Below are 26,286 nucleotides of genomic sequence, written 5' to 3' on the forward strand. Positions count from 1 at the left end.
GAAGGCCTGCGTTTCGCTATCCGCGAAGGCGGCAAGACCGTTGGCGCTGGCGTTGTGGCCAAGATCATCGCGTAATTCAAAGAAGGAATTACCATGTCTACCAAGCAAAAAATCCGCATCCGCCTGAAGGCGTTTGACTACAAGCTCATCGACCAATCGGCCGCTGAAATTGTGGACACCGCCAAGCGCACCGGCGCAATCGTCAAGGGCCCCGTGCCACTGCCGACGCGCATGAAGCGTTTCGACATTCTGCGTTCGCCCCACGTCAACAAGACGAGCCGCGACCAGTTTGAAATCCGCACTCACCAACGTCTGATGGACATCGTCGATCCGACGGACAAGACTGTTGACGCTCTGATGAAACTCGATTTGCCAGCCGGCGTCGACGTCGAAATCAAGCTGCAATAAGACAGTAGGCCGGTCCCGCAATGGCCGGTCTAGGTGTTAAATAACGCGAACTTGCTGAAAAGCATAGTTCGCGTTATAATTTTTGGCTCTGTGCCAAGTGCGCCTTCGTGCGCAAGCCATAAAAATGGTAGGTGCAGAGTTTTATTAACCTCTCTCACACACAAAACCAAGTAGCCAATTGCAGTTGCTTGGGTGGGAGTCATGGAGAAAACAATGAGTCAAAGCAACTCCCTAGGGTTGCTGGGTCGCAAAGTGGGCATGATGCGTCTGTTCACCGATGACGGGGACGCAGTGCCTGTCACGGTGGTGGATGTGTCCAACAACCGCGTAACCCAGATCAAATCCCAAGAGAACGACGGCTACGTGGCCTTGCAGGTCACGTTTGGCGCACGCCGGGCTTCCCGCGTCACCAAGCCAGCCGCTGGCCACTTGGCCAAAGCCGGTGTTGAAGCCGGTGAAATCACCCAAGAATTCCGCGTTACCGCTGAAGCCGCAGGTCAGTACCAAGCTGGTGCTTCCGTGCCGGTGGCCGCCGTATTTGCTGTTGGCCAAAAGGTCGACGTGCAAGGTACGTCGATCGGTAAGGGTTACGCCGGTACCATCAAGCGCCACAACATGAGCTCGCAACGTGCATCGCACGGTAACAGCCGCTCGCACAATGTTCCTGGCTCTATCGGTATGGCTCAAGACCCAGGTCGCGTGTTTCCGGGCAAGCGCATGACGGGCCATTTGGGCGACGTCACCGTGACCACCCAAAACCTCGACGTGATCCGTGTGGACGAAGCCCGTCAGCTGCTGCTGATCAAGGGTGCCATCCCCGGTTCTAAGGGCGGCTTCGTGACCGTGCGTCCAGCCGTCAAGGTCAAAGCATCTAAAGGAGCGAACTGATGCAGCTCGAACTCCTGAACGACCAAGGTCAAGCCGCGTCCAAGATCGACGTGCCTGAAACCGTTTTCGGTCGTGATTACAACGAAGATCTGGTGCACCAAGTGGTCGTGGCCTTCCAGGCCAACGCTCGCCAAGGTACGCGCGCCCAGAAGGATCGTGAACAAGTTAAGCACTCGACCAAGAAGCCTTTTAAACAAAAGGGTACGGGTCGTGCTCGTGCAGGTATGACGTCTTCGCCTCTGTGGCGTGGCGGCGGTCGGATTTTCCCGAACATGCCTAACGAAAACTTCACGCAGAAGATCAACAAGAAGATGTACCGCGCCGGCATGGCCGCCATCTTCTCGCAGCTGGCCCGCGAAGGCCGCCTGGCTGTGGTTGACTCGCTGACTGTTGACTCCCCCAAGACCAAGCCTCTGGCTGCCAAGTTCAAAGCCATGAACCTGGCATCGGTGCTGGTGATTGCCGACGAAGTCGACGAAAACCTGTACCTGGCTTCGCGCAACCTGGTGAACATCCTGGTTGTCGAGCCACGCTACGCTGATCCCGTGTCGCTCGTGCACTACAAGAAGGTTCTTGTCACGAAGGCTGCCATGGACAAACTCAAGGAGATGTTTGCATGAGCACCGTTAAGTTCGACGAAGGTCGTCTGATGCAAGTGTTGGTTGCTCCTATCGTGTCTGAAAAGGCCACGATGGTTGCCGAGAAGTCCAACGCTGTGACGTTCAAGGTGCTGCAAGACGCTACCAAGCCTGAAATCAAAGCCGCTGTGCAATTGATGTTCAAGGTTGATGTGGTTGGCGTTTCTGTGGTCAATACCAAGGGCAAGACCAAGCGCTTTGGCAAGTCCATCGGCCGTCGCGACAACGTTCGCAAAGCCTATGTGACGCTCAAGCCAGGTCAAGAGCTGAACCTGACCGGGGAGGCCGCGTAATCATGGCTGTTATTAAAATGAAACCAACTTCACCAGGCCAACGTGGCATGGTGAAGGTGACGCGCGATCACCTGTTCAAGGGCGCGCCTCACGCAGCTTTGCTGGAACCACAATTCCAGAAGGCCGGCCGTAACAACAACGGTCACATCACGACGCGTCACCGCGGCGGTGGTCACAAGCACCACTACCGTGTGGTCGATTTCGTGCGCAACAAGGATGGCATTCCTGCGAAGGTTGAGCGCGTTGAGTACGATCCAAACCGTACCGCACACATCGCCTTGCTGTGTTATGCAGACGGCGAACGTCGTTACATCATTGCACCCCGTGGCGTAGAAGCCGGTGTCACCCTGCTGAGCGGTGCTGAAGCCCCGATCCGCGCCGGTAACACGCTGCCTATCCGCAACATTCCCGTCGGTTCGACGATCCACTGCATCGAGCTCAAGCCCGGTGCCGGTGCTCAGATCGCCCGTTCCGCTGGTGCTTCCGCGACGCTGCTGGCCCGTGAAGGTACTTACGCTCAAGTTCGTATGCGCTCTGGCGAAGTTCGCAAGATCCATATCGAATGCCGCGCAACCATCGGTGAAGTCGCCAACGAAGAACACAGCCTGCGCCGTTTGGGCAAGGCCGGTGTCAAGCGTTGGATGGGTATTCGTCCTACCGTCCGCGGTGTGGTCATGAACCCTGTGGATCACCCACACGGCGGTGGTGAAGGTAAGACCGGCGAAGGCCGTCACCCAGTCGATCCTTGGGGCAATCTGACCAAGGGCTATCGCACCCGTAACAACAAGCGCACCCAGGTTATGGTTGTGTCGCGTCGCAAGAAGTAAGGGCTAGGCAATGACTCGCTCACTCAAAAAAGGTCCTTTCGTTGACCATCACTTGGTGGCCAAGGCTGAAAAGGCCGTTGCTACCAAAGACAAAAAGCCAATCAAGACCTGGTCGCGTCGCTCCATGATCTTGCCCGATTTCATCGGCTTGACCATCGCTGTGCACAACGGCAAGCAGCACGTACCGGTCTATATCACCGACCAAATGGTGGGCCACAAGTTGGGCGAGTTCGCACTCACCCGTACTTTCAAGGGTCACCCAGCCGACAAAAAAGTCGTGCGGAAATAAGGAAAGACCATGGAAACTCGTGCAGTCCTTCGCGGCGTGCGTTTGTCTGTAGACAAAGGCCGCCTGGTCGCAGATCTGATCCGCGGCAAAAAGGTAGACCAAGCCCTGAACACCTTGCAGTTCACGCAGAAAAAAGCTGCCGTGATCATCAAGAAGGTTCTGGAATCTGCCATCGCCAACGCTGAGCACAACGACGGTGCCGACATCGACGAACTGAAGGTGAAAACCATCTACGTCGAACAAGGTGCAACGCTCAAGCGCTTCACAGCCCGTGCTAAGGGTCGTGGTAACCGTATTAGCAAGCCCACGTGCCATGTGTACGTGACGGTTGGCAACTAAGGGGTCCGGAAGATATGGGACAAAAAATCCATCCAACCGGTTTCCGGTTGTCGGTCAGCCGTAACTGGTCTAGCCGTTGGTACGCAAGCAACACCGACTTCGCCGGCATGCTGGCCGAAGACATCAAGGTGCGTGAGTACCTGAAGGCAAAGCTGAAAAACGCTTCGGTGTCGCGCGTTCTGATCGAGCGCCCCGCCAAGAATGCCCGCATCACGATTTTCTCGGCACGTCCGGGCGTCGTGATCGGCAAGAAGGGTGAAGACATCGAAAACCTGAAGCGCGAACTCGCCAAGCAATTGGGCGTGCCGGTCGCAGTGAACATCGAAGAAGTGCGCAAGCCTGAAATCGATGCCAAGCTGATCGCCGACAGCATCACCCAGCAGCTCGAAAAGCGCATCATGTTCCGTCGTGCCATGAAGCGCGCCATGCAAAACGCCATGCGTCTGGGTGCCCTGGGCATCAAGATCATGTCGTCTGGCCGTCTGAACGGTATCGAAATCGCTCGTTGCGAGTGGTACCGCGAAGGTCGCGTGCCACTTCACACGTTGCGCGCTGACATCGACTACGGCGTGTCCGAAGCCAAGACCACCTACGGCATCATTGGTGTCAAGGTCTGGGTTTACAAGGGTGACACGCTGGGTCGTAACGACGCCCCGGTTGCGCAAGAACCCCGTGCCGACGAAGAACGTCGCCCACGTGGTCCTCGTCGCGATGACCGTGGTGGCCGTCCAGGCGGCAGCGATCGTCCTTCGACCCGTGGTGCGCCACGTCGTCCTGCCGGTGGCAATGCTGCCCCTGCGGATGGCAGCGACAAGCCAACCGAAGCTTCAGGTGCTGCGGCACCGAAATCTACCGTTCAGCGCGTACGTAAAGTTGCCGCGCCTGCCGCTACCGATGCGGCTGACGGTAAAGGAGAATAAATATGTTGCAACCAGCGCGTCGTAAGTACCGCAAAGAGCAAAAAGGCCGTAACACCGGCATCGCAACCCGGGGTAGCTCGGTTGCGTTCGGTGACTTCGGTCTGAAGTGCACGGACCGTGGCCGTCTGACGGCCCGCCAGATTGAATCCGCACGTCGTGCGATTTCCCGTCACGTGAAGCGTGGTGGTCGTATCTGGATCCGTGTGTTCCCCGACAAGCCGATCTCCCAAAAGCCCGCAGAAGTGCGGATGGGTAACGGTAAAGGTAACCCCGAGTACTACGTGGCTGAAATTCAGCCCGGCAAGATCGTGTTTGAAATCGTCGGTGTTCCCGAAGAATTGGCTCGTGAAGCGTTCCGTTTGGCTGCTGCCAAACTGCCTTTGCGCACCACTTTCGTGGCCCGTATGGTTGGTCAGTAATCAGGAGAAACAGAAATGAAAACTACTGAATTGCGCACCAAAGACGTCGCCGGCCTCGAAGCTGAAGTGAAGTCCTTGCAAAAGGCCCACTTCGGTCTGCGTATGCAGAAAGCCACGCAACAACTCAACAACACAGCCACGCTGCGCAGCACGCGCCGCGCCATTGCTCGCGCCAAGACGATTCTTGCCGAGAAGCAAGCGGCTGAGTCATCCGCCAAGTAAGGAGCGAAAAATGACGGAAGCTAAGACATCCCTCAAGCGCACCTTGATTGGCAAGGTTGTTAGCGACAAGCGTAGCAAGACCGTGACGGTCTTGATCGAACGTCGCGTGAAGCACGAGCTCTACGGCAAGATTGTTGCCAAGACCAGCAAGTACCACGCACACGACGAAAAGGGTGAATACAAGGTCGGTGACACGATCGAAATCACCGAAAGCCGTCCAATCTCCAAGACCAAGAACTGGGTTGTGTCCCGCTTGGTGCAAAAAGCGATTGTTGACTGACCTTAAGACGAATGCCGATTGGGCCTAATTTGGCCCACTCAGCAAACGCCTAGAAAACGACCCACAATGTGGGTCGTTTTTGTTTTTGGGCGACGCTTTTTTGCGTGGCTTGTTTTTGACTGATAGAACTGGAGCATTCAATGATCAAAGTCGGTGACACCCTGCCAGCGGCAACGCTGATGGAATATGTGGAAGTTGAAGGCAATGGCTGCAGCATAGGCCCCAACCCGGTCGATGTGGCCAAGGCAACTGCTGGTAAAACGATTGCGCTGTTTGCACTGCCTGGCGCATTTACGCCCACCTGCTCGGCACAACACGTGCCCGGTTATGTGGCCAACGCTGAAGCGTTGAAGGCCGCTGGTGTGGACGAGATCTGGTGTGTCAGCGTGAACGACGCTTTTGTCATGGGCGCCTGGGCGCGTGACCAAAAGACCGCCGGCAAAGTACGCATGCTGGGCGACGGCAGCGCCGCCTTTGCACAAGCCACCGGCCTGACCCTGGATCTGACGGGTAAGGGCATGGGGGTGCGCAGCGCCCGTTATTCGATGCTGGTGAAGAACGGTGTGGTGAGCACGCTGAACATCGAAGGCCCCGGTAAGTTCGAAGTGAGCGACGCCAACACGATGTTGAGCCAAGCCAAGGGCTGACATTATTTATGTCAGAGGGGCTCACCCTCTGACTTTTAGTCAATACCAACGTTGTTGCATTGGGACGCGCGTAACGCCAAATTGGTAGCGATGTGCTCGCTATGAGGGGAGTAAAAGACGTAACTTACAATGAATGATTCCAACCTTGGGAAATTCGTTTACTGCATACGTCACTAGGGTTGTTTGAACATGGCCCTAGAAGGTTCCTCAAAAAGAATGAAAAAGATTGCGATCCTTCAGTCCAATTACGTCCCTTGGAAAGGGTACTTCGATCTCATTGCTAGCGTGGATGAATTCGTGCTTTTCGATGACATGCAGTACACGCGTCGGGATTGGCGCAACCGGAATCAAATTAAAACCCCGCAAGGAGCTCAGTGGCTGACAGTGCCAGTTGAGGTCAAAGGGCGATACAACCAGCGAATTAATGAGACCGTTACTGATGGAGGCCATTGGTCGGCCTTGCATTGGAAAGCGTTAGAGCAAAACTACCGTCGTGCACCTCATTTCGATGAAATTGCAGCGTGGCTAGCCCCGCTTTATCAGGCGTCGAATGAGTCCGAGTTGCTATCAGTGGTAAACCGGCGTTTTCTAGAAGCCATATGCAGCTTTCTGGAAATCAAAACGCTCATCAGTAGCTCATCTGACTATGAGTTGTCAGACGAAAAAACCGAACGACTCGCGAACATTTGCGTTCAAGCGGGTGCGGAAGAATACATATCTGGTCCCGCGGCGCGTGACTATATTGATGAATCGGTGTTTACTGATAAAGGTATTACGCTTCGGTGGTTTGATTATCTCGGATACAAGGTCTATCCCCAGCTTTGGGGTGATTTTGTACACGGCGTCTCTATTCTTGATCTACTTTTTAATTGCGGTCGCAATTCACCCGACTACATGAGATACGTGAAAACATGAGGCTGTCTATTGTTGCGACGCTCTATCAGTCCGAGCGCTACATACCGGAATTTTGTGCCCGTGTGAGGGTAGCCGCGCGACAAGTTGTCCAAGACGACTACGAAATCATCCTGGTCAATGATGGATCTCCAGATCGCAGCCTAGAAGTTGCAGCCAAGATCGCGTCGGAAGATGGGCACGTCGTTGTGGTTGATCTCTCTCGTAATTTTGGGCATCACAAAGCCATGATGACAGGACTTGATGTCGCAAAAGGGGACAGGGTGTTTCTGATCGACAGCGATCTTGAGGAGGAGCCGGAGTGGCTGTTATCCTTTTCTCAAACCATGGTGCAAGACGATTGCGACGTGGTTTTTGGCGTTCAAGGCAAACGAAAGGGGCAGATCGTTGAGCGCTTATCGGGGCCGATTTTTTATAAGCTGTTTCGCCTGATGACGGGTGTTTCGCAGCCAGACAATATCGTGACCGCCCGACTAATGACCAGGCGTTATGTCGATGCGCTGCTGAGCCATCGCGAGCGTGAACTAAATATTGGAGGCTTGTGGGTCATCACGGGCTTCAAGCAAACGTGTCAGCAGATAACGAAGCTTTCGTCTAGCCCAACGACCTATTCGTTCTCGCGCAAACTCAGTCACTTGGTAAATGCCGTTACTTCTTTCAGCAGCCTCCCGCTGGTCTTTACTTTTTACACAGGATTGCTGACTTCGCTGACTGCGGTCATCTACATCCTATATCTATTGGTGCGCTATTTTTCTGCATCATCTCCTCCCGATGGCTATACCTCCATCGTCGCTTCGATTTGGTTTTTTTCTGGACTTATTATTTTCTTTATCGGAGTGCAAGGGGTTTACGTTTCAAAGATATTCTCGGAGGTTAAGCAGAGACCTTACACCATTATTCGTCAGATTTATGGTCAAGGTTTGGCTGAGAAGGACTGGAGATGAGTATGCCGGGCGAGTTTTCTTCAGTGCCAACGTGTTCCTATGGTGTGCGTGAAAGAACAGATGTTCAATCCACCGCCGATGAAGTGTTGGAGCAAATTCGTGAACTCGGGTATGCAGTCGTGGAGTCTGGATACTCTGCTGAAGAGATATCAAGTTTGCAGCGCAATTTTGACCTTGCTGTTGATTGTTATGTGCATCTGTATGGGCAAAAAATTCTTGAAGAGATAAATGAACACAATAGCGTTCGTCTTCTGATGGCCTACGAAAAGTCATTCATAGACCTTGCACTTAATAAGAATTTACTTGCGGTTGTTACTCAACTAATTTCGGGAAAGTTTGTTCTTAATCAGCAAAATGGTGTCATAAATCCTTCCCGCCAGAACTACAACCAAGGCGCGTGGCACCGGGATTTACCGTATCAACATTTTGTTTCGTCCACGCCTCTTGCCGTCAACGCATTGTTTTGCCTAGACGACTTCACGGCTGAGAATGGCTCTACTTTTGTGCTACCAGCATCACATAAATCAGCGGCCTTTCCATCGGCAACATACATTGAAAGAAATGCGAAGCAGATTGAAGCCAAAGCGGGGCAATTCATTCTTCTTGACTGTATGTTGTTTCATTCCGGCGGATACAACGCAAGCAATCGCGTCCGGCGAGCTGTCAACCATGTTTTCAGTATTCCATATTTGAAACAGCAAATTCGAATTCCTGGAAATATCGATGACACTGGCTTGACCGGTGAGGCGCGTGATATTTTGGGCTTTGGCAATCAAGAGTCGAGTAGCGTTGCTGAGTTTTTGGCCTCGCGCCGTCGCTAACAGCAGCTTGTTCCATGCGACACGTCAGCTGATCGTAGGTCCAGATTTTGCGCCGTTTGACAACTGTGAGGTGCATCGTCTTGGAGCCCGAGACGAAGCGAAAAGACTCATCGGCTCTCGATGCATGCCTGTTGGGCCTGTCTACCCACGTGCATGTGACGTACGTCGGCGACACTTCAGAATGCAAACGTTGGGGCTTTCCGGCAAGGTTTTGATTGGAGCTTGGGTGTCGCTTTATCTGTTTGGCACTGTTGCATAATCTTGGGCTCTATGTGTTCACCGGATGGGTGAGGAAGGCGCCATGAGCAAGAAGCTCGTTATCTTTGGGACGGGAGACATTGCTCAGTTGGCCCATCGCAGTTTCCGTCTCGACTCCGACTACCAGGTCGTCGCTTTCACGGTGGATTCGACGTTTATTCATGAGTCGCAATTCTGTGAACTTCCGCTGGTTGCGTTTGAGGAAGTGGTGGAAAGGTATCCGCCGGCAGACTACGAGATGTTTGTCGCTATAGGCTACTCAAAGCTCAACGCCTTGCGAAAAGAAAAATACACACATGCCAAGGCAATGGGCTATCGACTGGCAAGCTATGTGAGTTCCGCCGCCACCGTACTCAACGATGGTGCGATCGGAGAGAACTGTTTTATTTTTGAAGACAACACGATTCAGCCGTTTGTCCAGATTGGCAACAACGTCATGCTGTGGAGCGGCAATCATATTGGTCACCATTCGGTGATTGGCGATCACTGCTTTCTTGCATCACATGTTGTGGTGTCGGGCGGAGTACAGCTCGGCGTACAGTGCTTTGTCGGCGTGAATGCAACTCTGCGCGACCGTATCAAGATTGGCGACCGATGTGTCATCGGCGCGGGGGCCTTAATTTTGTCGGATGCGGAGGCTGACGGCGTTTACCTCGGAACCGCCACAGAGCGCTCCCGAGTACCCAGCCACCGGCTGCGCAATCTATGAAGATGCACTGGCATAAGCTTGGCTTGCTGTACTGTCCATTGGGTGACAAGCGCCATCCGAAGCTCCTGACCCACGCTGCCAACCCGCTCCCAGTGCATCTTGATGGTGATGTGTATCGCGTTTTCTTCAGTGGTCGCGACGCTAGGAATCGCTCGTCAGTTGGCGCTGTCGATATAGATCTTGTGAAACGTCAGGTTGTGTATGAGCATTCCGCCCCGTTGTTTGAGCACGGTCCGGAGGGGAGCTTTTTTGTTGATGGCGTGAGCATCGGAAACTGCTATCAAACGCCCGAGGGGCGATTTATGTTGTTCATGGGCTGGCGTAGTCCAGCAGACGCGCACTGGTATGGCGAGGTAGGGCGTTTACGTGTTGACAGCGAGTACCGGTTGTCTCTCGACAATGAGCATCCTTTTATGTCCTTGGACGAGCGAGATCCCGTCAGCATTTCTTACCCGTGGGTTGAGCAGCTTGACTCCGGCACGGGTTACAAAATGTGGTACGGCTCAACTTTGACTTGGGATGCCGGTAATGGGGAGATGCTGCATGTCATCAAGAGTGCCTCGTCGGAAGACGGGGAGCGGTGGCTGAAAAATGATGAGGTCCTCCCCTACGGAGTGGGCGTTGCTCAGGCGTTTTCAAGACCGACTGTATTGCAGCTTGGGAGTGAGCTGCATATGTGGTTTTCCTACCGCACTGGTCTTGGGCAAACATATCGCATTGGCTATGCCTCGCGTCAGATGGATGAGTCGCACTGGCGCATGAAGCTGGATGCTCCCGGAATCGACGTGTCATCGCAAGGATGGGATTCCGAGATGATCGAGTACCCGTTTGTCTTAAAGCATGGCGGCGAGCATTACATGCTCTATAACGGCAACGGTTACGGCAGAACTGGCTTTGGACTGGCCATTCTTTCGCATGGCTGAGGGTTTAGTGACAATACCTCGGAGGGGACTTGTCGGACAGTTGCTGAGTTACGCTTTGGTTGGCTTGCTCAGCAACATGGCCGGCTATTTTGTCTACCTCATCATCACTCATTTTGGTGTTGGCCCCAAGGTCACGATGACCGTGCTCTATTTTTTGGGAGCCTACATCGGTTTCTGGGGTAACCGCAGAATCACATTCAAGCATGAAGATCGCGGAATGGCCGTGGGCTTTCGATACATGCTCGCCCACTCAGTTGGATATCTGATGAACTTTATGTTGTTATACGTGTTGGTGGATCGATTGGGCTATCCGCACCAACTGGCTCAAGCCTTTAGCATCGTTGTCGTAGCTGTTTTTCTTTTTGTGTCTTTTAGATACTTTGTATTCCCATCGTCTACGTTGTCAGTGAAGGGGCAGCCATGAAGCGCTGTCTACAATGCAGTGATAGTTTTGATGGCCAACTGGCACAGTGTCCTAGCTGTCAATATTCGCCTGCCAAGGTCGATGGTTTTATTGCATATTCCCCTCAGTACGCTAGAGACGGTGGTGGGTTTAAGCCGGGATATTACGCCGACTTGGCAAGGTTGGAGGGGGGCAATTTCTGGTTTCGTGCCAGAAATCAACTCATCCTTTGGGCTATCCGCAAGTACTGCCCAGGCTTCAAATCCTTACTGGAAATCGGTTGTGGAACGGCCTATGTTTTGTCGGGTATAGCGAAGGCATACCCCGAGGCTCGTCTGCAGGGAAGCGAGATCTTTGTTGCCGGACTAGGTTTTGCCTTGGAGAGGCTTCCTGCGGCTGACTTCGTGCAAATGGATGCACGTCAAATCCCATATCGCGAAGAGTTTGATGTGATCGGTGCCTTTGATGTGATTGAGCACATTGAAGAAGATCAGCAGGTGTTGAGCCAGATGTATGACGCGTTGAAGCCTGGCGGTCGCATCTTGATCACGGTGCCTCAGCACTCGTGGTTATGGAGTGAGACGGATGAATATGCGTGTCACGTGCGGCGTTATAGCGCAGCGGAACTGCACAGCAAGATTGAACTTGCAGGCTTCAAAATTGAACGAAGTACTTCGTTCGTGAGCTTGCTTTTGCCGGCCATGATGGCCTCCAGGCTGGGTAAGCGTAAAGAAAAAGAGGAGCATGCATTCGACCCACTGGCGGAGTTCAATATCTCCTCGCGTCTGAATGCTGCGTTGGAGCAGGTCTTGAGGCTCGAGCGCGGACTGATTGACGGTGGGCTCAATCTGCCGATGGGGGGGTCTAGATTGGTGGTTGCCTCCAAGCCAGCAGCAACGCGAGGACATTAAAGGAATGTCACTTCTTGCATGTGTGTTGCGACGGGGAGCAGGTCGAGGCAGCGCTACTTACACGGAAGTCTTGCCGTACCCCTCAGCCTCCGTTGGGAACGGGTCTGAGATGAATCGACTCGGCTCGTTGCACGGTGCGATGATTTTTGTGCTGGCGATGGCGTTGTTCATCGTGGGCGCGTATTGGTTTGGCACGCACACAGTTTCTGTTCCGCTTGTGTTATTTGCCGTTCTGGTTGTTACGGCTCAAACCATTGCTGGTTTGTTGGTGCTGCATATCGGCAACTTGGGGCTCATCAAGGCGAGGCTGCCATCGGCGTTCTGCATTGGCTTTGCTTGTTTGTCGTTGCCGATGTATGCGTTGTGCGCGATGTTGTCGATACCCGCTCTTTGGGCATTTGAGTTGCTTGTGGGTCTGCTACTCGCCGTCTTCGCATGGCCGCGTGCGCGCGCTGTTATCCGTCAGTCAATCGTTTCGACCGATACAAGCTTTGACGCCTTGGCCGCATTGGTCATTGTGCTCGGTGTGGGGCTGCTTATACGCGTGCCAGTTGCTGCAGCGTATGCATTTAAAGTCAGTGGCGCGCTGCCGATTTGGAGCGACTATTTCATTCATGGCGCAACCATCTCCTCATTTGGCGGATTATTCGCAAATGGGGTGGACTTGGAGCTACCTGGTGTGGGGCGAGTGTTTTATCACTACGCGCCGTTCATGCTTCCAGCGGCATTTCAATCTATAACCGGAGGTAGTGGATTGGTTCTAGCCACCTCTATTCTTCTGCCGCTGGGCATTTTGATCGCGGCTCTGGGTTGTTATGTTTTTGCGACTCAACTGGGCGGTCGCGCGCTGGGGCTTTTGTCTGTTGCGATTGTGGCTGCCATACCTGTCTATCGGATACCGCTGCAGTCTGGTTGGTTTGACTTTGACTGGCTGTTGCTAATTGCCCCCGGTAGTGGCTATGCGATTGGTCTGGCAATGGTCATGTGCGCAGGCGCGACTCTCGACACCAAGAGCGGAACATGCCGTCGAGTGACTGTGCTGGGGCTTCTACTTGTATCACTCATCCTGATTCGGGCGCATTTTTTTCTACTGCTTTTATCTGCGTTGAGTATGTATTTTCTTGTGTGTCAGCCCTGGATCAAGAGACGGTGGTTGATCGTCGCTCTTGGTGTAATTGGGCTGATTGGAGTACTAGCGCTTATCTATGTTAGTGAGCTGCGTACCTGGGTGATGACCCTATCTAAACCGTACGAATACCTTAATTTTGCGCTGCAATCTACCAGTGCGAACGGCCATCAACTCGCACTCTCATCCGATCCTACGTTACGGGTCTTGCTTCTTCGGACGACGGTTGTTTTGGTCTCAGTGCTGGGCGCCTATGCGATCTTGTACCCAGTCTTGACGGTGGCGACGGCGCTCAGGGGGGAGCTGCGCCGAGAGGACTGGCTTGGGCTCTTCGTGTTATTAAGTTTCTTGGGCCTGATGCTTTTGGCGCCTGCAGCAGCGAACGGTGATCTTACAGAATATAAACATAGGCATTTTCTCTTTCTATACGTTTTCGTTGGAACCTGCAGTGTTGCCTATGTATATCGACTACTGTCGAGTTCGTGCAAACTGTCTAGGTTCCTAGACTGCAGCTGCGTATTTTTAGCATTGCTTGTTTTTTGCGCCGCAATTTTCCTGAGCCGAGGACATAACCCGGCGAAACCCGATTTGCTGAATATGCCCGGGGCGGGCCAGATGCATAACCAGGTGATCAAGCCAGGTCTGGTGGATGTGGCCCATTTCATGCAAAGCCGAGCTCATTATGGTGACGTGATGGCGATGAGCGGACAAGCGATTTCGAGCCCCAGTTGGGACATCGTCCAACTGATATCGCTTACCGGTGTTCCTGCGTTTCTGTCCCGTACAGAACTTCGCCTTCTGCGCGGTGAATGTGTGAAACGCGTCGTAGGGGAGCGCGTCGATGTCCTGAATCGTGTTGCCAGTGCAGCGAATTGGGATGCCGCTAAATTGCTACTGCGTGCAAACGGTATTCGGTGGTTCTTTGTCTCGATTTCCGATCCCGTGGCGTGGAGCGCAGATTTGTCCGCTCCCGTATTTTCAGCTGGCAGCATGTCGGTATATGACGCGGGAGTAGTTCCCGAAGCCTCTCGATTTGAGGCAGTGCAGTGCGGCTAGACATCTTTAGCTCTACAAGCGGTAGAGCCTGAACACCATGAAAAGAAATCACATCCCGTTTAATTGGCCTCACATGACGGGGAAAGAACTTGACCACATCGCCGAGGCGCATCAAAACGGGCGCCTTGCTGGTGATGGCCCGTTTACCGCGAAATGTCATGGCTGGTTGGAAGAAAGCACCGGCTGCCAAAAGGCCCTGTTAACGCACTCCTGCACGGCCGCCTTGGAGATGATTGCGCTGTTGCTCGATATTCGTCCTGGGGACGAGGTCATCATGCCGTCCTACACGTTCGTCTCGACCGCCAATGCCTTTGTGTTGCGAGGTGGGGTACCGGTGTTTGTCGACATACGCGAAGACACCCTGAACTTGGATGAGAGCCTTATCGAGGCAGCGATCACAAGTCGGACGCGAGCCATTGCTGTTGTTCACTATGCGGGCGTTGCGTGTGAAATGGACCAGATCATGGCCATTGCCGACAAACACGGTTTGGCGGTGGTGGAGGATGCTGCTCAGGGCGTGATGGCTAGCTATAAGGGGCGCCCTCTAGGAAGCATTGGGCAGCTTGGCGCTTATAGTTTTCACGAAACCAAAAACGTGATCTCTGGCGAGGGTGGGGCGTTGTTGGTCAATGACCCTGCGCTAAGTTTGAGGGCTGAGATTATTCGAGAGAAGGGTACAGATCGAAGCCGCTTCTTTAGAGGCGAAGTAGACAAGTACACATGGCAGGACGTTGGGTCTTCGTTTTTACCTGGCGAACTTATCGCAGCGTTTCTGTGGGCTCAGTTGGAGGAGTCGGTTCGCATTACTCAGGCGCGCTTAATCGCTTGGCAACGCTATCACGACCTGCTTGAAGACCTTGAGGTCAGTGGATGGTTGCGGCGTCCCGTGGTTCCGCAGGGGTGTGTTCACAATGCGCACATGTACTACGTTGTCCTCTCTCCTGAAGTCGATCGACAGTTCGTATTGGATAGCTTCAGAAGTGCAAGCGTGGCGTCTGTTTTTCACTATGTTCCGTTGCATTCCTCGCCCGCAGGCTTGCGCTATGCCAGAGCACATGGTGAGCTTGAGGTTACTGTTTCCCAGTCAGAGCGGTTAGTTAGATTGCCTCTTTGGGTCGGCTTGTCGGAAACGCAGCAAGATCACGTGATTGATGTTTTGCGAACCGCAATCCGCGAGGGGCGGCGCGATTAGCGGTGACGTAGCGCCTGCAAGACAAACGCTAAAAACGCGGTAGCTCAGGGTGGCTGATCTGCCCGCCACGCACCAGCATCTTGCCGTACTCGGCGCAGCGGTTGAGCGTGGGAATGACCTTGCCGGGGTTCAACAACGCCTTGGCATCGAAGGCGTGTTTCAGGCCGAACATCTGCTCGTTCTCCGCCGCCGAGAACTGCACACACATGGAGTTGAGTTTCTCTATGCCGACGCCGTGCTCACCCGTCACCGTGCCGCCCATCTTCACGCTGGTCTCCAGAATGTCGGCGCCGAAGAGTTCGCAGCGGCGCAGTTGATCCGGGTCGTTCGCGTCGAACAGGATCAGCGGGTGCAGGTTGCCGTCGCCCGCATGGAACACATTGGCGCAGCGCAGTTGGTAGGTTTTTTCCATCTGCTGAATCGCGAGCAAGATGTCGGCCAGGCGCTTGCGCGGGATGGTCGAGTCCATACACATGTAGTCGGGGCTGATGCGGCCGGAGGCGGGAAAGGCATTCTTGCGGCCGCTCCAAAACCGCATGCGTTCGGCCTCGTCGCAGCTGACGGCCAGCGCGGTGGCGCCGCAGCGGCGCAGCACTTCGCTCATGCGGCCGATTTCTTCTTCCACCTCTTCGGGTGTGCCGTCGCTCTCGCACAGCAAAATGGCTTCGGCATTGAGGTCGTAGCCCGCGTGGACGAAGTCTTCCACGGCCGCGGTCATGGGTTTGTCCATCATCTCCAGCCCGGCGGGGATGATGCCGGCGGCGATGACGGCGGCCACGGCGTCGCCGGCTTTTTGCAGGTCGTCAAAACTGGCCATGATGCAGCGCGCGAGTTGCGGCTTGGGCACCAGTTTGACGGTGACCTCGGTGGTCACGGCCAGCATGCCCTCGGAGCCGATCAACACACTCAGCAGGTCGTAGCCGGTACTGCTCAAGGCATCGCTGCCAAAGGTGACGGGCTCGCCCTCTATGGTGAAGCCTTCGACCTTCAGCACGTTGTGCACGGTCAGGCCGTACTTCAGGCAATGCACGCCGCCCGAGTTTTCCGCCACGTTGCCGCCTATGGTGCAGGCGATCTGGCTCGACGGGTCGGGCGCGTAATACAGGCCGTAGGGTGCGGCGGCTTCGCTGATGGCCAGGTTGCGCACGCCGGCTTGCACCACGGCGGTACGGCTGGTCGGGTCTACCTTCAGGATGCGGTTGAACTTGGCCAGCGACAAGGTGACACCGTTGGCATGCGGCATGGCCCCGCCCGAAAGGCCGGTGCCGGCACCACGCGCCACCACGGGCACGTTGAGCGTATGGCAGGTGCGCAGCACGGCCTGCACCTGGGCATGGGTTTCGGGCAGTGCCACCACCAGCGGGCGCTGGCGGTAGGCCGTCAGGCCGTCACACTCGTAGGGTGTGGTGTCCTCGGTGTGCCACAACAAAGCATGCGAAGGTAAATCGGCCAACAGCGCTTTGACCACCTGCGACTGCAGCTCTGATCTTTGTAGCAATTCTTGTTGCGTTGGGGAGGCGGCAGCGTTCATGTGCGGGGGCGGAAAGTGGAGCGGTCACTGTACGCCAATCGTTCCATTTCGGGATTGAAGAATCCGGTGCGGCTTTGTGAAAAAAGCGCCACACCTCAATCTGGCAGCGCGTTCTAAACCACAACCTTCTTCAGCCACTCGGCAAACGCCGTGCATTCCCAGCGGTCCATGGTGCCGGTGCGCCAACACAAATAGTGGGCGTGTGGACTGGGCACTTGCTGCGCAAAGGCCGGGCTGGTGCCCAGGCGCGCCAGGGTGCCGTTGTCCAGCCAGGGTGCGCCTAGCTTCAGGCGCACCAGCGCCACCCCCATGCCGGCGGCAGCGGCGTCGCACATCAGGCCCACGTCGTTGAACTGCGAGCCCTCCAGGGGCTCGGGCCAGTCCAGCTTTTGTGCGCTGAACCAGGTGCGCCAAGGGTCTAGTGGCGAGCGCAGCAGCGGCAGGGCTTGCAGGTCTTCGGCGGCTTCAAACGGGCCGTGCTCGCGCACAAACGCGGGCGAGGCCAGCGGCGTGACTTCGTCGTGCATCAGGCAGACGTGTTCCACATCGGCATAACGACCGGTGCCGAAGCGGATCATCAGGTCGGCGTCTTCGGCAATCACGTCGAGCAAGGGGATGGACACCTGTAGCGTCAGGTCGATCTCGGGGTAGGCCTCGGTGAACTGGCGCAGCCGTGGAATCAGTATAGAACGGGCGAACGTCGGCGTCACCGCCAGGCGCAGCTTGCGTTTGCCGGGGGCCGACTGCGCGCTGGGGAAACGCTCCAGAATCGCCAACCCCTCGCGCACATGGGCCAGGTATTCATTGCCTTCGGTGGTCAGTGAATAGTCGGCCCGGCCAAACAGCCGCAGGCCTATGATTTGCTCCAGCTGTTTCACGCGGTGGCTCACGGCGCTGGGCGTGACACACAGCTCTTCGGCGGCCTGCGTCACGCTGCGCAGGCGTGCCAGCGCCTCGAAGGTCAAGAGGCATTGGATAGGGGGGATGCGGGCGACGGCCATGGTGCATATTGTCGCTGCCAGCAGGGCGCCGTAGAGCTGTCTTCGTAGCCTCTAGAATCAACCCCTTTTTGCTCACGGGCCCCGCAGTGTCAGACCAACTCAAAGTACTGTCCCAATACGTGCTGCCCAAGAAGGGGCTGACCAGTTTTGGCGGCCTGATTGCTTCGGCCGAGGCCGGCGACTGGACCACGCGCCTGATCAACTGGTTTGTCGGCAAGTATGGCGTGGACATGTCCGAAGCCGCCAACCCCGACACCGCCAGCTACCGCTCGTTCAACGAATTCTTCACGCGCGCCTTGCGCCCCGGTGTGCGGCCTCTGGCGCAGGCCGATTTGATCTGCCCGGTGGACGGCGCCATCAGCCAGTTCGGCGCCGTTGCGGGCGACCAGATCTTCCAAGCCAAGGGCCACGCTTATTCGACCACCGCCCTGGTCGGCGGCGATGCGGCTTTGGCGGCGCAGTTTGAAAACGGCCATTTCGCCACCTTGTACTTGAGCCCGCGTGACTACCACCGCATCCACATGCCGTGTGCCGGCCGCTTGATACGTATGGTTTATGTGCCGGGCGATTTGTTCTCGGTGAACCCCACCACGGCGCGTGGTGTGCCCGGGCTGTTTGCGCGCAATGAGCGTGTGGTGTGTGTGTTTGATTCGGCCAACGGTCCGTTTGTCTTGGTGCTGGTGGGCGCCACCATCGTTGGCAGCATGGCCACGGTGTGGGAAGGTGTGATCAACCCGCCACGGGGCCCGGTGCGTGAGTGGCGCTATGACGACAAACCCATCACCTTGCAGCAGGGCGACGAGATGGGGCGTTTCCTGCTTGGCTCTACCGTGGTGATGCTGTTCCCCAAGGGGCCGTTGCAGTTCAACCCCGCATGGGCACCCGGTGGCGCGATCCGCCTGGGCGAGGTGATGGCGCAGCGTCCTTGATATTGCGATGCTCAGAAAGCAAAAAGCCGGCTTGATTGCCGGCTTTTTGCTTTGGGGCGAGGGCGAGTTACTTGAACACCACCGTCTTGTGCCCGTTGATCAACACGCGGTGTTCGCTGTGCCATTTCACGGCGCGGGCCAGCACCTGGCTTTCGGTATCGCGGCCCTGGGCGGTCAGGTCTTCCACGGTACGGCTGTGGTCCACGCGGGCCACGTCTTGTTCGATGATGGGGCCTTCGTCCAGATCAGCGGTCACGTAGTGGGCGGTGGCGCCTATCAGCTTCACACCACGGTCGTGTGCCTGGTAGTAGGGCTTGGCGCCCTTGAAGCTGGGCAGGAACGAGTGGTGGATGTTGATGGCGCGGCCGGCCAGCTTGCGGCACAGGTCGTCGCTCAACACCTGCATGTAGCGCGCCAACACCACCAGCTCGGCGCCTTCGGCTTCTATCACTTCAAACGCGCGGCTCTCGGCTTGTGGCTTGGTGGCGGCGGTCACAGGAATGTGGTGGAACGGCACGTTGTAGCTGGCCGCCAGTTGGTAGAAGTCACGGTGGTTGGAGACGATGGCGCGGATGTCCACCGGCAGCAGGCCGCTCTTCCAGCGGAACAGCAGGTCGTTCAGGCAATGGCCTTCCTTGCTGACCATCAGCACCGTTTTCATGGGCTGCGACGTGGGGTGCAGGCGCCAGTGCATCTTGAAGCTTTCGGCAAACGGCGCGAGCTGGCTGCGCAGTTCTTCGTGGCTGAGTTGGTCGCAGGCAAACTGCACACGCATGAAGAACAGGCCGGTGTCGTGGTCGTTGTACTGGGCCGCTTCCTCGATGTTGCCGCCCCGCTCGAGCAGAAAACCAGAAACAGCATGGACGATGCCCGTGCGGTCCGGGCAAGACAGGGTGAGGATGTAGGCGTTTTTCATACGGCGGGGATTGTCGCAGGTCGGCTCGGGTGCCGTTGGGCACCGGGCAATTCACGGAGCAGGCCGCGAACATTCAAAAATAATAGCTATTTGCGCAAGATAGAGCTGCGCTAGAGGCCAATTTTACTTAACAAAAATAAAGGCTTGACCACCAAATGGCAGCCAAGCCCGGGAATCCTGCACACCGGGCCCTCATCAGATGAAGGCCTGGAGGCGTGATTTATTTCGCCAGTTCTGCCGACGTGGTCGCGTCGACACGGCCGGTTTGTGGAATGCCGCGCTCCGCCTGGAATGCGCGCAGCGCTGCAGAGGTCTTGCCACCCATGGCGCCGTCGGCCGCGCCAACGTTGTAGCCGAGTTGGTTCAGGCGGGTTTGCGCTTCGCGCACCGACATCACGCGCGCACCGGCGCCAGGTGCCGAGGTTTGTGATGGAGCGGCGCCGCCGTCCACGCCCAAACGGCCACCGCCGCCCAGGCCTTGGCCTTGCACCGACTGCGCGCGGTACTGGCGCAGTGCACGCACCATCTGGTTGTAGGCGTCCATGAAGGCAGCGGCAATCACCTTGCCTTCGGCCGTGTTGGTGTAGCCGCCGGCTGCGCCGCCGGCCGCGCCGCCAAACAGGCCACCCATCATGCCGAAATCGGTCTTGGATGCGCTGCCTTCGGAGGCCGACACCTGCACGCCCGAGCGGTTGTCTACCAGGGTCAGCATGGTGCTGGCTTCCTTGGTGTTCATGCTGCCGGCGAGGGCACCCAGCACGCTGCCGCCACGGCCGCCGAGCAGGCCACCCAGGGCTGCGCCGCCGCCGCCAGCGTTGTTGTTGCGGAAGATGATTTCTGGCGACATGGCGTAGTCAGAGGCAACCATCTGGCCCGCGCCCATGTTGCTGCCAGCACGTGCCTGGCCCGATTGCATCAGCTCACGTTCCCGGTTCATGGCGTTCATGCCGGCGGCGCTACGCTCCACCACGATGAAACAGTTCGACTGTTGCACCAGCAGGCGCAGCAGGTTGGCCGTAGGCGGCAGGCGGTATTCGTTGCGCAGAATCGTGTACCAGCCGGCTTGCTGGTTTTCCACCAGCGAGACCGTGCCCAGCGGCGCCGCGCACTTTTCAAGTTGGCTGCTGGCGTTGTCGGTAGCCGAACCGCCAGCGCTGCCGGTGGCCATGGTCTTGGCGTCGGAGCTGCCCATTTTCATGTCGGTGGTCTCACAACCGGCCAGAGCCACGACGGCCAAAACAGCGGCCGATGTCATTTTGAATTTGTTGAAACGCATGGCGAAATCTCTTCTCACTCTCTTGAAAAAAAATGGGGACCGACAAACCCATTTGGACGAGCTCAGACCTTTGGGTGAACACGCAAATATGCCTGCCTGAGGTTTGAAGCGGTGGGTGAACGATGTCGGGGCGCTGTCCCTGTAGCAGAAGGCCTGCTACGCTTGGCGACGGGGCAGTTTAAACCTTTGTCTGGTGCGGAGAAATGACGATTTGCAGATTGGCGCAAAAAGATGCGCATTCCGTTTTATTCGCGCCCGAATACACCCTCGCAATTGTTTAGAAAACAATCTTTACCGAGGGGTGGCACATGCTCGTTAAACTACCCTGCCAACGGATGGGGGCTCGCCCGATTCGTCCCGATTCAGTATTTTGGAGTGATCAATGATTTTTTTCAGCTTGCGGCGCGCCGTGGTGGTGGCAGCCTGTGCATCGGCTGCCCTGTTGTCTGCCTGCGGTTCGAGCAAGGTCGAATCCCAGGTTACCCCGGCCCGTTTCATCGCCTTCGGTGACGCTTTCGCCGATGTGGGCCAAAGCAGCGGCTCCAAATACACGGTGAACGATGGTTCCAGCAACAATTGGGTCAGCCAACTGGCAAGCACCTACAACAAGACCATCAGCCCATCCGCAGCAGGTGGACTGGCTTATGGCCGCGCCAATGTGCGTGTGGTGGCCAAGCCGGACGCCGTGGGCAGCAGCAGCAGCCTCACGGTGAAAGAGCAGATCGACAGCTTCCTGGCGTCCAACACCATTGCCAACGATGACATCGTTGTTGTCAGCGGCGGCATCAGCGATATCGTGGTCGAGATGAACGCCCTGTTGGCAGGCACTTCGACACAAGCGCAATTCATCGCCAATGTGCAGCAGGCCGGCCGCGATCTGGGCGCGCAGGTGCGCCGCGTGGTGAGCGCTGGCGGTAAACACGTCGTGGCGGTGGGCCCCTACAACATGGGCAACTCGCCCTGGGCCATCGCCCTGGGCCAGAAATCGGTATTGACCGATGCCACCACCAAGTTCAACGAGGCGTTCTTGGTCTCCATCAATGACCTGGGTTCAAGCGTGCTGTATGTGGATGCCGCCTACTACTTCAATCTGGTGGTGGGCACGCCAAGTGGTTATGCGATGACGAACGTTGTCACCCCAGTGTGCACCTCGGTGGATACCGGTGTCGGTATCGGTATTGGCGCAGGTGAAGTCAACTCTTCGCAGTGCACTACCTCCACCATCCTCAGCGGCGCCACTTACGACGCTTACCTGTTTGCCGACAAGCTTTATTTCACGCCCAATGCCAACCGCCTGTTCGGCACTTACGCCCACGACAAGCTGCGCGACCGTTGGTAATCAACCTTTGGTGAACCCGGGCGGCGCGCTGGTGCTGCCCAACAAAAAGCCGACCCCAGGGTCGGCTTTTTGTTGTTCGCAGGCTTAGCGGTTAGACGCAGATCAGAACTTGTAGCCCACGCCCAGCATCAGCACCAATGGGTTGAGTTTGACGTCTATGGTTTGCCCGGTCGACAAGGTGGCCTTGGTTTTGACGAAGGACTTCACCACCGCCCCGTCGACAAACCAATGTTCGTCAAAACGGTAGGTCAAACCGGCTTGCAGCGTCAGCCCAAAGCGCGAGTCGGCCGACAACAGCGTCGGGTTTGAGGGCGAGCCACCGGTGATGCCGCTGAGGGTGGCCGAGCCGGTTTCGTCGTACAGCTTGGAGTAGGTCAGGCCTGCACCCAGGTAGGGGCGCAGGCTGGTGTTGGCTTCGGCAAAACGGTATTGCATGAACAGCGTGATGGGCAAGGCCTTGACGGTGCCCAAGGTGCCTACGCCGGCGATGGCGCCTGCGCCCACGATCTCGTGCTTGAACGGCAGTGCCAGCGGCAGGTCTATGGCCCAGTTGTCGGTCAGCATATAGGTCACGCCGCCCGAGAGCTTGGTGTCATTGCCGACGTCGACCTGGGTGCCAGGCAAGCTTGGGGCGGTCATGTAGCCGCTGTCCACATCCGGCATCAGATGGGTGACGCCGCCGCGCACCATCCAGCTCCCGGCCGCTTGGGCGTGAGCGGTGCCGGTGGCGGCCAAAGTGCTGAGCACCAGGCCTGCAAGTGCGAGCGAGTGGGGTCTTGTTTTCATTGTTGTTCCTTGAAGCATTACAACCAGCCGGCGCGCGCCATGCCCAGTGACACCAGCCGTGCCAGCAAGTCGTGGGCATAGGGTGTGGGATGCACCGGATCGGCGTACTGGTAGTGCGATATGTCGCCGGCAATGGTGCTGGCGTTCGTGCAGGTGAGTGAATAACCTTGCAATGGATTCGCCGCCGAGCTGCTGCTGCACGCCGGTGTGGTGACGTTGCTCAGGCTGTACGCGGCGGGATTCCTGGCCTGGTCGGTGCTTTGTGCATAGGCATCCACCAGCACCACGCCCTGCACGCCGTTCAGATTGCTGGCCAGTTGTGTGTTGAAGGCCTGGGTGACTGCATCGGTCAGGGCCTGGCTGCCTGGCTTGGCCGCTTCAGAGGCGATTGCACTCGGGGTCAGGCTGATGTTGGGCAGATTCACCACCACCACGTATTTGGCGCCCTTGCCGACAATTTGGCTCTTCACCAGGTTGGACAACTCCAGCGCAGCGGTGGCCATGGCCGTGGCGGCTTGCGCGGGCGTGGTGGTGACGCCCACGGTGGCCAGATTCATGAACACATCGTTGGCGCCAGCCAGCACCAGCACCAGCTCCTTGCCATTAAAACTGCCGCCAGTCTTGCCGAGGTGGTTGGCGATCTGTGTGACCACGGGAACCGTCAATTGGCCCAACTGCCCTTGAAAAGCGGTGGTGGGATCGGGCGAGGCCAGCAAAGCGGCATTCCATGGGCCAATCGGGTTGCTCACGCGTGAGCCGCCCTGGGCATAGGCGGTGCATTCCGCGTGGCTGGTCACGGGAGCGGCAAACGCCGCCAGGGCGCCGCTGGATTGCAAGCCGGTCTGGGCGGCGCAGGGCGCGGCCAAGCTCAATTGGCTGGCCACGCGTTCAACCCAGATTTGCGCGCTAGCGCTGTTGACGGTGTATTTGCCACCACCCACCGAGGCAATGCCCGGGGTTTTGTAGCTACCTACATCGCTCAGGCTATCGCCAAACGACACCAGCGAGGTGAACTTGACCTTCGGGCTTTGGTCCCCACCTCCCCCACCACCACCGCAGGCTGTCAAAGACAGCGCCATGACGGCGCCTGCAAGGCTGACTTTCAAAAACTTCATCGGGGGCTCCTTTTGACTTGTTTTGGATTTGTATGCAAAGCTGTTTTACGAACGGTCGTTCGTTTTAGGTGGCCGCGATCTTACGCTTGAAGTACACAAAACGTCACCAGCTAGGGTAAGTACGGGCGCAAATACCAGCGCGTGAGGAAAGTCGATGACGGCTTTTTTCACGCGGGTTAATGCACCGGGTGGGGGCGCCCTTTGAAGCGCAATTTCATGCCTAGGATTGCGCTCGCCAGAGCCAGCGTGATGGCATTGGCAAGCACCACGGGCCAAGCCTGCATCAGCCAGCCGTACAGCAGCCACAGGCTGATGCCGGCGACAAACGCTGCATACATGCCCAGGGAAATGCCGCTGACGTCGCGTGTGCGAAACGTGTGCAGCGCCTGCGGCACAAAGCTGGCGGTGGTCAACGCGGCGGCGGCGTAGCCAATGAGTTCAGAGGCCTGCATGGAGTCTTTGAGCGGTGGACGGTCAGAGCGCCATTATTGGTCTTTAGGGCGATCTTGTGCAGCCCATTCCACCAACGCATTCAGCGCCGGGCGTGCGGCCGAAGCCAGCGGATGGTTGACGATGCCCACCACCACGTAACGCTGGCCGCTGCGCCCGTTGACATAACCGGCCACCGACGCCACGTCGCGCAGCGAACCGGTCTTGAGCTGTGCGTTGCCCAGCGCCTCTTTGATACCCGCCTGGCTGCCCATGCGGCTTACCGTGCCGTCCACGCCCGCCACTGCCAGCGAGTTGGCAAACACGGCCGCTTGTGGGTGGCGTGCGGCACGCTGCAGCAGCGCGGCCAAGGCATGCGCGCTGGTGTGCTCGTCACGGCTCAGCCCCGAGCCGTTTTCGATGTTGGGGCTTGGCACATCGCTGCCCACTGCGCGTGGCCACCAGGCGGTGATGACACTGCGCGAGCCTTCCAGCGTGCCCACGCCCCGGCTGTTGGCGCTGAGTGTCAGGAACAACTGCTGTGCCATCACGTTGTTGCTGAACTTGTTGACGTCGGCAATGATGTCTGAGAGCGGCAGCGAGGGCGCGTCCATCAGCCAACGCGCCTGTGTCGGCACCTTGCCGTCGCGCGCGCTGCCGCTCAGGCTGCCACCGGCCGTGGCAAACATGGCCTGCAGCACGCGACGTGAATAACTTGCCGGGTCGGCATAGGCCACGGGCCAGACCCGTTCACCACAACTGGCCGGATAGGGCCCGGCGAAACGCACGCGGTTCGGATCGGCAAAGTCGGCCTGCAAGCCCGCGCGCCAATCGCCGCAGGCTTGTGGCGAAAGGGGCACACTGGCGTCGATTTGCACATCGGCAATCGGCGGCTCGCTTTTCACGGTGGCGGTTTTGCCATTGGCATCGGGCGTGAGCGTGAAGATCAGCGACTTGAAGTTCACCAGCAGCGCATCCGGGGTGCTGTTGTAGGGGCGTAGCGGTTCGCCGTCGAATTCGGCCGGATCGCGGTTGATGGGCTCGAAGTAGCTATGGTCCAGCACCATGTCGCCGCGCACCTGCTGTACGCCGCGCGCCTGCAGGGTTTTGAAGGTCTGGTCAATGCGTTCCAGCACCAGCTTGGGGTCGCCGCCGCCGCGCACGTACAGATTGCCTTGCAGCACGCCGTTCGCCACCGGGCCGTCGGCGTAAAAACGCGTCTTCCAGGTGTAGTCGGCGCCCAGCAGATCGAGCGCGGCGTAAGTGGTCACCAGCTTCATCACCGAAGCCGGGTTCATGTCGACCTGGGCACGGTGGGCCAGCCGGGGCGCCCGCTGGCCGTCGACCGGGGCCACCACAAAACTCACCGCATCACGCGGCACACGTGCGCGGGCCAGGGCGGTGGCGACTTCGGCGGGCAAGGGCTGCCCGGCGGGGGCGCTCCAGCCGGGGTTGCAAAAAACAAGTGTTGACAGGCCTAACAGGGCAAGGCGGCCGCAACCCAGGCGGGCGGGCAAAGACAGGAGTGCAGACACAGGA

31 protein-coding genes and 1 pseudogene are annotated in these 26,286 nt (G+C 57.3%); 24 read left to right on the top strand and 8 right to left on the bottom strand.

What is annotated here, in order from left to right:
- The 22 genes and pseudogenes from ACFQ95_RS21945 to rffA form a co-directional block, all read left to right on the top strand.
- Positions 1–75, top strand: a pseudogene (locus tag ACFQ95_RS21945) (elongation factor Tu); the annotation flags it as partial.
- Positions 76–93: 18 nt separating this feature from the next.
- A complete protein-coding gene (rpsJ, locus tag ACFQ95_RS21950; RefSeq protein WP_019575636.1) occupies positions 94–408 on the top strand; it encodes a 30S ribosomal protein S10 in 315 nt (104 codons plus the stop codon).
- Between the two features lie 213 nt (positions 409–621).
- A complete protein-coding gene (gene rplC / locus ACFQ95_RS21955) occupies positions 622–1,296 on the top strand; it encodes a 50S ribosomal protein L3 (protein WP_422834462.1) in 675 nt (224 codons plus the stop codon).
- Positions 1,296–1,916: a 50S ribosomal protein L4 gene (rplD, locus tag ACFQ95_RS21960; protein WP_422834464.1), complete on the top strand. Its 621-nt coding sequence runs from the start codon at positions 1,296–1,298 to the stop codon at positions 1,914–1,916. The genes rplC and rplD overlap by 1 nt, the downstream gene beginning before the upstream one ends.
- A complete protein-coding gene (gene rplW, locus ACFQ95_RS21965) occupies positions 1,913–2,227 on the top strand; it encodes a 50S ribosomal protein L23 (protein WP_422834465.1) in 315 nt (104 codons plus the stop codon). Before rplD ends, rplW begins: the two co-directional genes overlap by 4 nt.
- 2 nt (positions 2,228–2,229) lie before the next feature.
- Positions 2,230–3,054 carry a 50S ribosomal protein L2 gene (gene rplB, locus ACFQ95_RS21970; RefSeq protein ID WP_422834467.1) on the top strand — a complete coding sequence of 275 codons (825 nt, stop codon included), beginning with the start codon at positions 2,230–2,232 and terminating at the stop codon, positions 3,052–3,054.
- 10 nt (positions 3,055–3,064) lie between these two features.
- Positions 3,065–3,343, top strand: coding sequence for a 30S ribosomal protein S19 (rpsS, locus tag ACFQ95_RS21975; protein ID WP_422834469.1), 279 nt, complete (start codon positions 3,065–3,067; stop codon positions 3,341–3,343).
- A gap of 9 nt (positions 3,344–3,352) precedes the next feature.
- A complete protein-coding gene (gene rplV, locus ACFQ95_RS21980) occupies positions 3,353–3,682 on the top strand; it encodes a 50S ribosomal protein L22 (RefSeq protein WP_056667645.1) in 330 nt (109 codons plus the stop codon).
- Positions 3,683–3,696: 14 nt separating this feature from the next.
- On the top strand, positions 3,697–4,602 hold the full coding sequence (gene rpsC, locus ACFQ95_RS21985) for a 30S ribosomal protein S3 (RefSeq protein WP_422834472.1): 906 nt from the start codon (positions 3,697–3,699) through the stop codon (positions 4,600–4,602).
- Positions 4,603–4,604: 2 nt separating this feature from the next.
- Positions 4,605–5,021, top strand: a complete 417-nt coding sequence (rplP, locus tag ACFQ95_RS21990; protein WP_422834473.1) for a 50S ribosomal protein L16 — start codon at positions 4,605–4,607, stop codon at positions 5,019–5,021.
- Between the two features lie 15 nt (positions 5,022–5,036).
- A complete protein-coding gene (gene rpmC, locus ACFQ95_RS21995; RefSeq protein WP_422834474.1) occupies positions 5,037–5,243 on the top strand; it encodes a 50S ribosomal protein L29 in 207 nt (68 codons plus the stop codon).
- Between the two features lie 10 nt (positions 5,244–5,253).
- Entirely contained in the window at positions 5,254–5,523 is a 270-nt protein-coding gene (rpsQ, locus tag ACFQ95_RS22000) for a 30S ribosomal protein S17 (protein WP_422834476.1), read from the top strand.
- A gap of 140 nt (positions 5,524–5,663) precedes the next feature.
- Entirely contained in the window at positions 5,664–6,170 is a 507-nt protein-coding gene (locus ACFQ95_RS22005) for a peroxiredoxin (RefSeq protein WP_422834478.1), read from the top strand.
- A 216-nt stretch (positions 6,171–6,386) separates the two neighbouring features.
- Entirely contained in the window at positions 6,387–7,085 is a 699-nt protein-coding gene (locus ACFQ95_RS22010) for a WbqC family protein (RefSeq protein ID WP_422834480.1), read from the top strand.
- On the top strand, positions 7,082–8,026 hold the full coding sequence (locus tag ACFQ95_RS22015) for a glycosyltransferase family 2 protein (RefSeq protein WP_422834482.1): 945 nt from the start codon (positions 7,082–7,084) through the stop codon (positions 8,024–8,026). The genes ACFQ95_RS22010 and ACFQ95_RS22015 overlap by 4 nt, the downstream gene beginning before the upstream one ends.
- The gene (locus tag ACFQ95_RS22020) at positions 8,023–8,847 is read left to right on the top strand and encodes a phytanoyl-CoA dioxygenase family protein (RefSeq protein ID WP_422834483.1); all 825 of its coding nucleotides are present in this window, start codon (positions 8,023–8,025) and stop codon (positions 8,845–8,847) included. Before ACFQ95_RS22015 ends, ACFQ95_RS22020 begins: the two co-directional genes overlap by 4 nt.
- Positions 8,848–9,148: 301 nt before the next feature.
- Positions 9,149–9,814: an acetyltransferase gene (locus ACFQ95_RS22025; protein ID WP_422834485.1), complete on the top strand. Its 666-nt coding sequence runs from the start codon at positions 9,149–9,151 to the stop codon at positions 9,812–9,814.
- Positions 9,811–10,737 (top strand): hypothetical protein, encoded by a 927-nt coding sequence (locus ACFQ95_RS22030; RefSeq protein WP_422834487.1) that lies wholly within the window; start codon positions 9,811–9,813, stop codon positions 10,735–10,737. Before ACFQ95_RS22025 ends, ACFQ95_RS22030 begins: the two co-directional genes overlap by 4 nt.
- Positions 10,730–11,161: a GtrA family protein gene (locus tag ACFQ95_RS22035; protein ID WP_422834489.1), complete on the top strand. Its 432-nt coding sequence runs from the start codon at positions 10,730–10,732 to the stop codon at positions 11,159–11,161. Before ACFQ95_RS22030 ends, ACFQ95_RS22035 begins: the two co-directional genes overlap by 8 nt.
- Positions 11,158–12,051 carry a class I SAM-dependent methyltransferase gene (locus tag ACFQ95_RS22040; protein ID WP_422834490.1) on the top strand — a complete coding sequence of 298 codons (894 nt, stop codon included), beginning with the start codon at positions 11,158–11,160 and terminating at the stop codon, positions 12,049–12,051. The genes ACFQ95_RS22035 and ACFQ95_RS22040 overlap by 4 nt, the downstream gene beginning before the upstream one ends.
- A 109-nt stretch (positions 12,052–12,160) precedes the next feature.
- On the top strand, positions 12,161–14,233 hold the full coding sequence (locus tag ACFQ95_RS22045) for a hypothetical protein (RefSeq protein ID WP_422834492.1): 2,073 nt from the start codon (positions 12,161–12,163) through the stop codon (positions 14,231–14,233).
- 37 nt (positions 14,234–14,270) lie between these two features.
- Positions 14,271–15,425: a dTDP-4-amino-4,6-dideoxygalactose transaminase gene (rffA, locus tag ACFQ95_RS22050; RefSeq protein WP_422834493.1), complete on the top strand. Its 1,155-nt coding sequence runs from the start codon at positions 14,271–14,273 to the stop codon at positions 15,423–15,425.
- 28 nt (positions 15,426–15,453) lie between these two features.
- Here rffA and ACFQ95_RS22055 read toward each other — a convergent pair whose 3' ends face one another.
- Together ACFQ95_RS22055 and ACFQ95_RS22060 are read right to left on the bottom strand one after the other, a co-directional pair.
- The gene (locus tag ACFQ95_RS22055; RefSeq protein WP_422834495.1) at positions 15,454–16,956 is read right to left on the bottom strand and encodes an FAD-linked oxidase C-terminal domain-containing protein; all 1,503 of its coding nucleotides are present in this window, start codon (positions 16,954–16,956) and stop codon (positions 15,454–15,456) included.
- 113 nt (positions 16,957–17,069) lie between these two features.
- On the bottom strand, positions 17,070–17,957 hold the full coding sequence (locus ACFQ95_RS22060; protein ID WP_422834497.1) for a LysR substrate-binding domain-containing protein: 888 nt from the start codon (positions 17,955–17,957) through the stop codon (positions 17,070–17,072).
- An 86-nt stretch (positions 17,958–18,043) separates the two neighbouring features.
- Here ACFQ95_RS22060 and asd point away from each other — a divergent pair, with 86 nt between their 5' ends.
- Positions 18,044–18,886, top strand: coding sequence for an archaetidylserine decarboxylase (gene asd / locus ACFQ95_RS22065; protein ID WP_422834499.1), 843 nt, complete (start codon positions 18,044–18,046; stop codon positions 18,884–18,886).
- A gap of 67 nt (positions 18,887–18,953) precedes the next feature.
- Here the strand turns inward: asd and purU are convergent, their stop codons facing one another.
- Both purU and ACFQ95_RS22075 read right to left on the bottom strand, forming a co-directional pair.
- Positions 18,954–19,802: a formyltetrahydrofolate deformylase gene (gene purU, locus ACFQ95_RS22070; RefSeq protein WP_422834501.1), complete on the bottom strand. Its 849-nt coding sequence runs from the start codon at positions 19,800–19,802 to the stop codon at positions 18,954–18,956.
- Positions 19,803–20,022: 220 nt separating this feature from the next.
- A complete protein-coding gene (locus ACFQ95_RS22075) occupies positions 20,023–21,078 on the bottom strand; it encodes a peptidoglycan-binding protein (protein WP_422834502.1) in 1,056 nt (351 codons plus the stop codon).
- A 382-nt stretch (positions 21,079–21,460) separates the two neighbouring features.
- Here ACFQ95_RS22075 and ACFQ95_RS22080 point away from each other — a divergent pair, with 382 nt between their 5' ends.
- Complete coding sequence (locus tag ACFQ95_RS22080) at positions 21,461–22,417, top strand: GDSL family lipase (RefSeq protein ID WP_422834504.1); 957 nt, start codon at positions 21,461–21,463, stop codon at positions 22,415–22,417.
- A 102-nt stretch (positions 22,418–22,519) separates the two neighbouring features.
- Here ACFQ95_RS22080 and ACFQ95_RS22085 read toward each other — a convergent pair whose 3' ends face one another.
- The 4 genes from ACFQ95_RS22085 to dacB form a co-directional block, all read right to left on the bottom strand.
- Positions 22,520–23,203: an OmpW/AlkL family protein gene (locus ACFQ95_RS22085; RefSeq protein ID WP_422834505.1), complete on the bottom strand. Its 684-nt coding sequence runs from the start codon at positions 23,201–23,203 to the stop codon at positions 22,520–22,522.
- A 17-nt stretch (positions 23,204–23,220) separates the two neighbouring features.
- Positions 23,221–24,318 (bottom strand): SGNH/GDSL hydrolase family protein, encoded by a 1,098-nt coding sequence (locus ACFQ95_RS22090; RefSeq protein ID WP_422834507.1) that lies wholly within the window; start codon positions 24,316–24,318, stop codon positions 23,221–23,223.
- 176 nt (positions 24,319–24,494) lie between these two features.
- Positions 24,495–24,770 carry a SemiSWEET transporter gene (locus tag ACFQ95_RS22095; protein WP_422834509.1) on the bottom strand — a complete coding sequence of 92 codons (276 nt, stop codon included), beginning with the start codon at positions 24,768–24,770 and terminating at the stop codon, positions 24,495–24,497.
- Between the two features lie 33 nt (positions 24,771–24,803).
- Complete coding sequence (gene dacB / locus ACFQ95_RS22100) at positions 24,804–26,282, bottom strand: D-alanyl-D-alanine carboxypeptidase/D-alanyl-D-alanine endopeptidase (RefSeq protein WP_422834511.1); 1,479 nt, start codon at positions 26,280–26,282, stop codon at positions 24,804–24,806.
- Between the last annotated feature and the right edge of the window lie 4 nt (positions 26,283–26,286).

Source organism: Variovorax sp. HJSM1_2, assembly GCF_049316285.1.
GTDB lineage: Bacteria > Pseudomonadota > Gammaproteobacteria > Burkholderiales > Burkholderiaceae_C > Rhodoferax_B.

What these genes read in the sequence shown, in the direction of transcription:
- rpsJ (WP_019575636.1), top strand. Translation starts at nt 94, where the DNA reads ATGTCTACCAAGCAAAAAATCCGCATCCGCCTGAAGGCGTTTGACTAC.
- rplC (WP_422834462.1), top strand. Translation starts at nt 622, where the DNA reads ATGAGTCAAAGCAACTCCCTAGGGTTGCTGGGTCGCAAAGTGGGCATG.
- rplD (WP_422834464.1), top strand. Translation starts at nt 1,296, where the DNA reads ATGCAGCTCGAACTCCTGAACGACCAAGGTCAAGCCGCGTCCAAGATC.
- rplW (WP_422834465.1), top strand. Translation starts at nt 1,913, where the DNA reads ATGAGCACCGTTAAGTTCGACGAAGGTCGTCTGATGCAAGTGTTGGTT.
- rplB (WP_422834467.1), top strand. Translation starts at nt 2,230, where the DNA reads ATGGCTGTTATTAAAATGAAACCAACTTCACCAGGCCAACGTGGCATG.
- rpsS (WP_422834469.1), top strand. Translation starts at nt 3,065, where the DNA reads ATGACTCGCTCACTCAAAAAAGGTCCTTTCGTTGACCATCACTTGGTG.
- rplV (WP_056667645.1), top strand. Translation starts at nt 3,353, where the DNA reads ATGGAAACTCGTGCAGTCCTTCGCGGCGTGCGTTTGTCTGTAGACAAA.
- rpsC (WP_422834472.1), top strand. Translation starts at nt 3,697, where the DNA reads ATGGGACAAAAAATCCATCCAACCGGTTTCCGGTTGTCGGTCAGCCGT.
- rplP (WP_422834473.1), top strand. Translation starts at nt 4,605, where the DNA reads ATGTTGCAACCAGCGCGTCGTAAGTACCGCAAAGAGCAAAAAGGCCGT.
- rpmC (WP_422834474.1), top strand. Translation starts at nt 5,037, where the DNA reads ATGAAAACTACTGAATTGCGCACCAAAGACGTCGCCGGCCTCGAAGCT.
- rpsQ (WP_422834476.1), top strand. Translation starts at nt 5,254, where the DNA reads ATGACGGAAGCTAAGACATCCCTCAAGCGCACCTTGATTGGCAAGGTT.
- ACFQ95_RS22005 (WP_422834478.1), top strand. Translation starts at nt 5,664, where the DNA reads ATGATCAAAGTCGGTGACACCCTGCCAGCGGCAACGCTGATGGAATAT.
- ACFQ95_RS22010 (WP_422834480.1), top strand. Translation starts at nt 6,387, where the DNA reads ATGAAAAAGATTGCGATCCTTCAGTCCAATTACGTCCCTTGGAAAGGG.
- ACFQ95_RS22015 (WP_422834482.1), top strand. Translation starts at nt 7,082, where the DNA reads ATGAGGCTGTCTATTGTTGCGACGCTCTATCAGTCCGAGCGCTACATA.
- ACFQ95_RS22020 (WP_422834483.1), top strand. Translation starts at nt 8,023, where the DNA reads ATGAGTATGCCGGGCGAGTTTTCTTCAGTGCCAACGTGTTCCTATGGT.
- ACFQ95_RS22025 (WP_422834485.1), top strand. Translation starts at nt 9,149, where the DNA reads ATGAGCAAGAAGCTCGTTATCTTTGGGACGGGAGACATTGCTCAGTTG.
- ACFQ95_RS22030 (WP_422834487.1), top strand. Translation starts at nt 9,811, where the DNA reads ATGAAGATGCACTGGCATAAGCTTGGCTTGCTGTACTGTCCATTGGGT.
- ACFQ95_RS22035 (WP_422834489.1), top strand. Translation starts at nt 10,730, where the DNA reads ATGGCTGAGGGTTTAGTGACAATACCTCGGAGGGGACTTGTCGGACAG.
- ACFQ95_RS22040 (WP_422834490.1), top strand. Translation starts at nt 11,158, where the DNA reads ATGAAGCGCTGTCTACAATGCAGTGATAGTTTTGATGGCCAACTGGCA.
- ACFQ95_RS22045 (WP_422834492.1), top strand. Translation starts at nt 12,161, where the DNA reads ATGAATCGACTCGGCTCGTTGCACGGTGCGATGATTTTTGTGCTGGCG.
- rffA (WP_422834493.1), top strand. Translation starts at nt 14,271, where the DNA reads ATGAAAAGAAATCACATCCCGTTTAATTGGCCTCACATGACGGGGAAA.
- ACFQ95_RS22055 (WP_422834495.1), bottom strand. Translation starts at nt 16,956, where the DNA reads ATGAACGCTGCCGCCTCCCCAACGCAACAAGAATTGCTACAAAGATCA.
- ACFQ95_RS22060 (WP_422834497.1), bottom strand. Translation starts at nt 17,957, where the DNA reads ATGGCCGTCGCCCGCATCCCCCCTATCCAATGCCTCTTGACCTTCGAG.
- purU (WP_422834501.1), bottom strand. Translation starts at nt 19,802, where the DNA reads ATGAAAAACGCCTACATCCTCACCCTGTCTTGCCCGGACCGCACGGGC.
- ACFQ95_RS22075 (WP_422834502.1), bottom strand. Translation starts at nt 21,078, where the DNA reads ATGCGTTTCAACAAATTCAAAATGACATCGGCCGCTGTTTTGGCCGTC.
- ACFQ95_RS22080 (WP_422834504.1), top strand. Translation starts at nt 21,461, where the DNA reads ATGATTTTTTTCAGCTTGCGGCGCGCCGTGGTGGTGGCAGCCTGTGCA.
- ACFQ95_RS22085 (WP_422834505.1), bottom strand. Translation starts at nt 23,203, where the DNA reads ATGAAAACAAGACCCCACTCGCTCGCACTTGCAGGCCTGGTGCTCAGC.
- ACFQ95_RS22090 (WP_422834507.1), bottom strand. Translation starts at nt 24,318, where the DNA reads ATGAAGTTTTTGAAAGTCAGCCTTGCAGGCGCCGTCATGGCGCTGTCT.
- ACFQ95_RS22095 (WP_422834509.1), bottom strand. Translation starts at nt 24,770, where the DNA reads ATGCAGGCCTCTGAACTCATTGGCTACGCCGCCGCCGCGTTGACCACC.